This is a genomic window from Alkalibacter mobilis (assembly GCF_015594845.1).
GTDB lineage: Bacteria > Bacillota > Clostridia > Eubacteriales > Alkalibacteraceae > Alkalibacter > Alkalibacter mobilis.
The window spans coordinates 1-6,396 of sequence record NZ_JADNRK010000046.1 but is presented as its reverse complement, the minus strand read 5'-3'; the positions used below and the strand labels follow the sequence as shown (position 1 = coordinate 6,396).

Here is a 6,396-nt window from a genome sequence, read left to right as displayed (position 1 = left end):
GGTCTTATGACCGAGGGTTTTTTCTTTTTTTGAAGAAGACAACTGCTGCGTCATCCTGGCCTGCTGAAAGGATCACCTCAAATATGCAGATTCATCACATTCCTTCAGAATGGCGGATGATAAATTCCGCTATCTTGAGCCTGTCAAAGGATCTTCTTAATTAACATGCCTCGTCATCCTGAGCCTGTCGAAGGATCTCATCAATCATATTCTCCTCCAACTATTCTTTTATATATTCAAAATTTAGTTGAAACAAGTTGTTCAATTGATACAGATTGACTAAAGATACAAATCGTGATAAAATTAACGAAAATAGAGCACAGAAGTGCTTTTGATATTAATACTTTTGAACTTTATCAATGCATGTATTTTGACGCGAAGTTAAAATAAGAGCTAGAAAGCCTAAAGGGCTTTCTTTTTTTGTGAAAGGGGAGAAAAAATGAGTGAATTGCTAACAGGTACAAACTGGCAAAAAAGAAAAACAATAAAACAAGCGAACATTGATCTATGGGATTCTATGGCACAAAGTTTTATGGACAAAATGCTTCCGAATTTTGAAGAAGATTCTTTTCTTCAACTACTTCAAACGAATAATATGATCCATGATGACTTGTCAATTTTAGATGTAGGATGCGGTGCAGGGACTTATAGCGTGGTTTTAGCGAAGTATTGTAAAAATGTTGTTGGTGTGGATCTCTCACCTAAAATGATCGAATTGGCAAATAAAAGAGCAATAGAGAGTAGATTAGAAAACGTTGAATTTCACTGTATGGACTGGCACGAGTTGGACTTGGAAAAGGAAGATTTTATAAAAAAATTTGATTTGGTTATCGCCCATAATACGCCGGCGATACAATGTGAAGATACGTTTATAAAATTGTCAGAAGCAAGCAAAAAATGGTGCGTATTGTCGAAACCAACTCATAGAAAGGATCCCTTGTCTGATGAAATCAAGAAATTGGCAGGGATAGAAGAAAGAACAGAAATCAGTGACAAAATGATTGCAAATGCCTTTCATATACTATGGGATCTAGGTGTGTTGCCCTGCTTTCACTATGAAAAGCAAAATTGGAATCTTAAAAAAACAAAAGAAGAAGCATATGGCTTATATATAAATAGAGTAAAAACTTACCGAGAGATAACGGAGTTGGAGGAAAAACAGTTGCGTGATTATATCGATTCGATGGAAAAGGATGGTTTTATCGAAGAATCTGTAAACACGACGATTACTACATTATATTGGGATATGGAGGAAAAAGACAATGAATCAGAAATTATGGGATAAGGCGGTTGACTTTCATGGCCACGTTTGCCCGGGATTGGCCATTGGTTTTAGGGCTTGCGAAATCGCCATGGAAAAGATGAACATTGGAGTTTCAGAGGATGAGCAAATTGTATGCATCACTGAAAATGATGCATGTGGAGTAGATGCGGTTCAAGCGTTGTTCTCCTGCACCATTGGCAAGGGGAATTTGTTGCATCGCAAGACGGGAAAGCAAGCATATTCTTTTTATAATAGAAAGACCGGAGAAAAACTCCGATTGTATTTTAAAGCTAAAAACATTAGCGGAATGGATAGGGAAAAATGGAGAAAGCACATCTTGGAAACACCTGCCGAAGAAGTCTTTCAACTCTCTCAACCAAAGTATGAATTGCCTGAAGAGGCTAGAATTTTCAAAACTTTGTATTGTGAAACATGCGGAGAAGGGGCACCTGATCACAAGATGCGCCATCAGGATGGAAAGACGGTATGTCTGGATTGCTTTAGTGAATATAATAGAGGGTGGTAGAAAGGAATGAATATAAGAAAAGTAAGTGAGATTCGCATTGTATGTTTGATTTTAGTTGTCTTATTTGTATTCGCAGGGTGCACAGCTGCTTCTGGAGAAAGCAGTGATGGAAATGATTCCAATAATGATGAAGAATCAGGAACTAGAGTCGTTACCGACATATTTGGAAGGTCTGTGGTAATTCCAAGTGAAGTTAAAACGGTAGCCGCCGTAGGAGGTGCTGCTAGGATCCTGACATACGTAGGTTGTGCAGATAAACTGGTAGGAGTAACTGATATGGACAAACAAAACGTATCGGCCATGCCCTATAGCGTAATCAATGCTGAACACTTTAAAAATTTAGCATCTGTGGAAGTGGAGGTGCCAATGATGTTCCATATATGGAAGAGTTGATTGGCTTGAATCCCGATGTGATCATCGGATTGACCGATGAAGAAACATTGACGGACATTGCGGAAAAAACAGAGATACCTACTATTGGTATTTATCCTGATGGAATGTTTGATGAAAGCTTCTATACCTCCTTGCAGTTGGTCGGTGACATCTTGGGTGAAGGAGAACATGTTAATTCAGTTATTGACTCAATAAAGGGATGGGAGGAGGAACTGAATCTTTTGGCCGGTAATATACCGGAAGACGAGAAACCGTCGGTTTATACTGGAGCGGTAAGTTATCGAGGAGCTCATGGCTTTGAAGGAACATACTCTCAGTATCCTCCGTTCATGGCTATTAATGCTGTTAATGTTGTGGACGAAACCGGTGAAGAAGGAGCTTTTATAGTAGATTTAGAAAAAGTAACAATGTGGGATCCGGATATAATTTTTCTAAACCCGGCCAATATGAATCTTGTTAACGATGATTATGAAAAAAACAAAGCATTCTATAAGAATTTAACTGCAGTGAAAAACAAGCAAATTCACACGCAGATCCCTTACAATTACAATTGGACAAACATGGAATTGGCGATTGCCAATGCTTTTTATGCAGGCAAAGTCATTTACCCCCAGCAGTTTTCTGAAATCGATCCTGTTGAAAAAGCGGATGAAATTTTTACTATTATGCTCGGACAGCCTTTTTACGATCGAATGGCCGCTGACGGATATGAATTTCGAAGAATTGCCATTGGGGAGTGAAATCAGTGGAGAATGCTAGAACATATGAGAGATATTTGCGAAACAAATGGGTATTTATGATTGGTCTGATTGTCTGCGTTGTTTTGTTTTCGGTGTTTGCAATTTGTGTTGGTTCTGCAGGTTTGAATTTAAATCAGATTTTTCGCACGATAGTGGGAATGGGTAGCAATCAATCTGAAATAATTCTTTTTAACATTCGTTTGCCGCGAGTTGTAACTGCCGTAGTAGCAGGAATAGGTTTGGCTGGGGTAGGATGTGTAATGCAAGCTCTACTGAAGAATCCCCTTGCCTCTGCATCCACCTTAGGCATTGCACAAGGAGCCGCATTTGGGGCCTCCTTTGCAATCATTGTTTTGGGAGCCGGTTTGCAGAGTCAAACCATAGATAGCATAACAATTTCCAATCCATATACTGTTTCTCTGTGTGCATTTGTCAGCGCAATGATAAGCACCATTATGATTCTGGGTTTATCCCAGTTTCGAAAAGTTACTCCGGAATCCATGATACTTTCCGGAGTAGCCCTTAGTACCATGTTTGGGGGAGCTACCACATTGTTGCAGTATTTTGCAGCGGATGTCAAAGTAGCGGCGGTTGTTTTTTGGACATTTGGAGATTTGGGTCGTACAGGATGGAGAGAAATCCTTGTTATGAGTGTTGTTGTTGCGGTAGCGCTGATTTTTTTCTTGTTGAATAGGTGGAATTTCAATGCATTGCAACACGGCGAAGAAACTGCAAAAAGTTTGGGAGTGCACGTGAAACGGTTGCGAATGGCGGGAATGTTCGTCTCATCACTAACTGCAGCCACCATCGTTTCATACATTGGCATCATAAATTTCATAGGATTGATAGCACCGCACTTGGTTCGTCGATTTGTGGGAAATGATTATCGATATTTGCTGCCGGCCTCAGCACTGACCGGTGCATTGCTTTTGTTGGTGAGCGATGTTATTGCAAGGTTAGTTGTAGCTCCAATCATTTTGCCCATAGGAGCGATTACTTCCTTTCTAGGAGCACCTTTGTTTCTATATCTTTTGTTTAAGGGAGTGGGAAGTCGATGATTTTTGTAAAAGATCTTGAATTTTATTATAATAAGAAAAATCATGTATTAAATGAGATCTCATTTCAAGCGGAGCCTGGCTTGTGTACGGCGGTACTGGGTAACAATGGAGCTGGTAAAAGTACGTTGATAAAATGTTTGAATAGGATACTGGAACCACAAGATGGACAAATATTGGTGGAAGGTAAAAATGTGAATGCGCTCAGCCGCAACGACATTGCCAAGTCAATGGCTTATGTTTCACAAAAAAATCCTTCTGAGCGGGTGACCGTGTATGATACTGTACTACTGGGGAGGAAACCCTATATTGCTTTTGAACCAACTAAGAAAGATCATCAATTGGTAAAACAGGTCTTGAAAAGAATGAGTTTGACATCTTTTGAAACGCGATATGTTGATGAACTGTCTGGAGGAGAAGTGCAAAAAGTTATGCTGGCCAGAGCCTTAGTGCAACAACCTAAAGTGCTTTTATTGGACGAACCGACAAGCAGTCTGGATTTGAACAATCAGTACGAAGTATTGGAGAGAGTCAGAGAGATTGCAAAAGAAGAGCAAATTTCTGTGATAATAGTTATACATGATTTGAACTTGGCTTTACGCTATTGCGATCGATTTCTCTTTGTCAAAAATCGAAAAATCCTTGCTTATGGAGATAAGAAAGTAGTAACACCTGAGATAATGAAAATAGTCTATGGAATGGAAGTAGCTGTGGAAGTAGTGCGTGGCGTACCTGTTATTATACCAATGCCTCTTCTGTAAAAAAAAGTTTTCCATTCACACACACTCCGTGATCCTGCGAGTAGAAAAGGATTTTCTCAATATATTATTGGAAAACTTATACGACTAAGTTATAATATTACGTGTCCAAGCAGACATCGTCATCTTGAGACTAATTTGAAAGATCTACATAATATAGAACAATTTTATCCAAGAAAGCAGGCAGATAAATGCAGATTCATGAACTCTCAACTGGAGACAAAGTTCATCGATACAACAAGGCCATAATCGTTGAATTTATTGACAAAAGAAAGGTGTTGTCAACCGCGCATTTAAATGGAGGTTTCAGAGAAGACTTAAAGGCGATATTGAACTTTGATTCTAACCCTGAAGATGGTTCGACGTACTGCCAACGATCGGACACCTATGAAGATGATTTAAGATTTATAGCTAAGGAGTTAAATGTGGATCCGGATAAGACAGCGGCGATTTCAACTACAGTGCCAATGATAAATGTCTCCATAAAGTCTTCGATATACGAAGATTTACAGGTAACTGCGATAGTTACTGCCGGAATTGATGGAAATGCAGGCAGAGTTGGCGATCCAGCTTACTTCCATGAACGAAAGGGAGAAGTAGTTGTAATTCAACCTGGTACGATAAACATTATTTTACTTGTTGATGCAGACTTGCCAAATGGAACTATGACAAGGGCAATTGTGACGGCGACTGAAGCTAAAACGGCTGCACTGCAAGAGCTTCAGGCTCGAAGCGTGTATTCCAGTGGGCTTGCAACCGGAACTGGCACAGATGAGACGATTTTGATTTGCAACCCAAAATCTGAAAGCATAATGAAGTTTGCAGGCAAGCACAGCAAACTCGGAGAGCTTATCGGAATAACGGTCAAAGAAGCAGTCAGTGAAGCGTTGGATCTATATGCTGGACTAACATCCCAAAAACAGCATAGCGTGCTCAGAAAGATCGAACGTTTCGGTCTTGGAAGGGAAAGACTGGCCGATGAAATCAAAAAAATGGTTCCTGAGTCTACTGGATTGGAAATCACAAGCAGGATATCAGAGTTGGATAATGACCCCGAACTTATCTCAATAGCATCCTTATTTGTTCATCTTATGGATCAATTAAGTTGGGGATTACTTTCAAGTGCTGAAGTTATAAATGAATGCAATATTTTATTGAGAAGGGTGAACCCGAAATCTATTGGAATCAATACTGAAATAAAAGCAGACCAAGGATCATTGATAAAAAAAATGGTAGACTTGTTTTGTGAAGGCCTTGTAACTCGAGCCTCATATTGATGCTCATCCTGAACAAAACGAAGAGAAGTAAAAGGCTTTATGCTGAACAAAGCAAAGAGACAATATAAAGTTTGTCATCTTGAGCTTGTCGAAGGATCTGTTCATATAGTATGAAATGTCATCTTGAGTTTGTCGAAGGATCTACATAGTTTACGTCATCCTGAACGAATGTGAAGGATCTCCATAACCAATGACACATGAGTAGAATCTTCTCTTCGTTACACTTCGGTCAGAATGACGATTTTTAATATAGTCTACGTCATCCTGAGCCTGTCGAAGGATCTAATTAATAATAGAACAAAAATGTATTTTTATGTTTAAATACTCGCAAACCCGGGTACTTATAAAGTTACACGGCACACCAAACAAAACAGATTGCTCAT

The 6,396-nt window shown here is 39.4% G+C and carries 7 protein-coding genes; all 7 read left to right on the top strand.

The window, feature by feature from the left end; genetic code table 11:
* The first annotated feature begins 439 nt into the window (after positions 1–439).
* The 7 genes from IWB18_RS12125 to IWB18_RS12095 all read left to right on the top strand — a co-directional run bounded on the left by IWB18_RS12125 (position 440) and on the right by IWB18_RS12095 (position 6,013).
* Positions 440–1,285 carry a class I SAM-dependent methyltransferase gene (locus IWB18_RS12125; RefSeq protein ID WP_195683884.1) on the top strand — a complete coding sequence of 282 codons (846 nt, stop codon included), beginning with the start codon at positions 440–442 and terminating at the stop codon, positions 1,283–1,285.
* Positions 1,263–1,790: an FmdE family protein gene (locus IWB18_RS12120; protein WP_195683883.1), complete on the top strand. Its 528-nt coding sequence runs from the start codon at positions 1,263–1,265 to the stop codon at positions 1,788–1,790. The genes IWB18_RS12125 and IWB18_RS12120 overlap by 23 nt, the downstream gene beginning before the upstream one ends.
* Before the next feature lie 6 nt (positions 1,791–1,796).
* Positions 1,797–2,183 (top strand): ABC transporter substrate-binding protein, encoded by a 387-nt coding sequence (locus IWB18_RS12115; RefSeq protein ID WP_195683882.1) that lies wholly within the window; start codon positions 1,797–1,799, stop codon positions 2,181–2,183.
* Positions 2,171–2,923 (top strand): ABC transporter substrate-binding protein, encoded by a 753-nt coding sequence (locus IWB18_RS12110; RefSeq protein WP_195683881.1) that lies wholly within the window; start codon positions 2,171–2,173, stop codon positions 2,921–2,923. Before IWB18_RS12115 ends, IWB18_RS12110 begins: the two co-directional genes overlap by 13 nt.
* A 5-nt stretch (positions 2,924–2,928) precedes the next feature.
* Positions 2,929–3,981: a FecCD family ABC transporter permease gene (locus tag IWB18_RS12105; protein WP_332310695.1), complete on the top strand. Its 1,053-nt coding sequence runs from the start codon at positions 2,929–2,931 to the stop codon at positions 3,979–3,981.
* The gene (locus tag IWB18_RS12100; RefSeq protein WP_195683880.1) at positions 3,978–4,739 is read left to right on the top strand and encodes an ABC transporter ATP-binding protein; all 762 of its coding nucleotides are present in this window, start codon (positions 3,978–3,980) and stop codon (positions 4,737–4,739) included. The genes IWB18_RS12105 and IWB18_RS12100 overlap by 4 nt, the downstream gene beginning before the upstream one ends.
* A 188-nt stretch (positions 4,740–4,927) precedes the next feature.
* On the top strand, positions 4,928–6,013 hold the full coding sequence (locus IWB18_RS12095; RefSeq protein ID WP_195683879.1) for an adenosylcobinamide amidohydrolase: 1,086 nt from the start codon (positions 4,928–4,930) through the stop codon (positions 6,011–6,013).
* Positions 6,014–6,396: the final 383 nt, after the last annotated feature.

What these genes read in the sequence shown, in the direction of transcription:
- IWB18_RS12125 (WP_195683884.1), top strand. Translation starts at nt 440, where the DNA reads ATGAGTGAATTGCTAACAGGTACAAACTGGCAAAAAAGAAAAACAATA.
- IWB18_RS12120 (WP_195683883.1), top strand. Translation starts at nt 1,263, where the DNA reads ATGAATCAGAAATTATGGGATAAGGCGGTTGACTTTCATGGCCACGTT.
- IWB18_RS12115 (WP_195683882.1), top strand. Translation starts at nt 1,797, where the DNA reads ATGAATATAAGAAAAGTAAGTGAGATTCGCATTGTATGTTTGATTTTA.
- IWB18_RS12110 (WP_195683881.1), top strand. Translation starts at nt 2,171, where the DNA reads ATGGAAGAGTTGATTGGCTTGAATCCCGATGTGATCATCGGATTGACC.
- IWB18_RS12100 (WP_195683880.1), top strand. Translation starts at nt 3,978, where the DNA reads ATGATTTTTGTAAAAGATCTTGAATTTTATTATAATAAGAAAAATCAT.
- IWB18_RS12095 (WP_195683879.1), top strand. Translation starts at nt 4,928, where the DNA reads ATGCAGATTCATGAACTCTCAACTGGAGACAAAGTTCATCGATACAAC.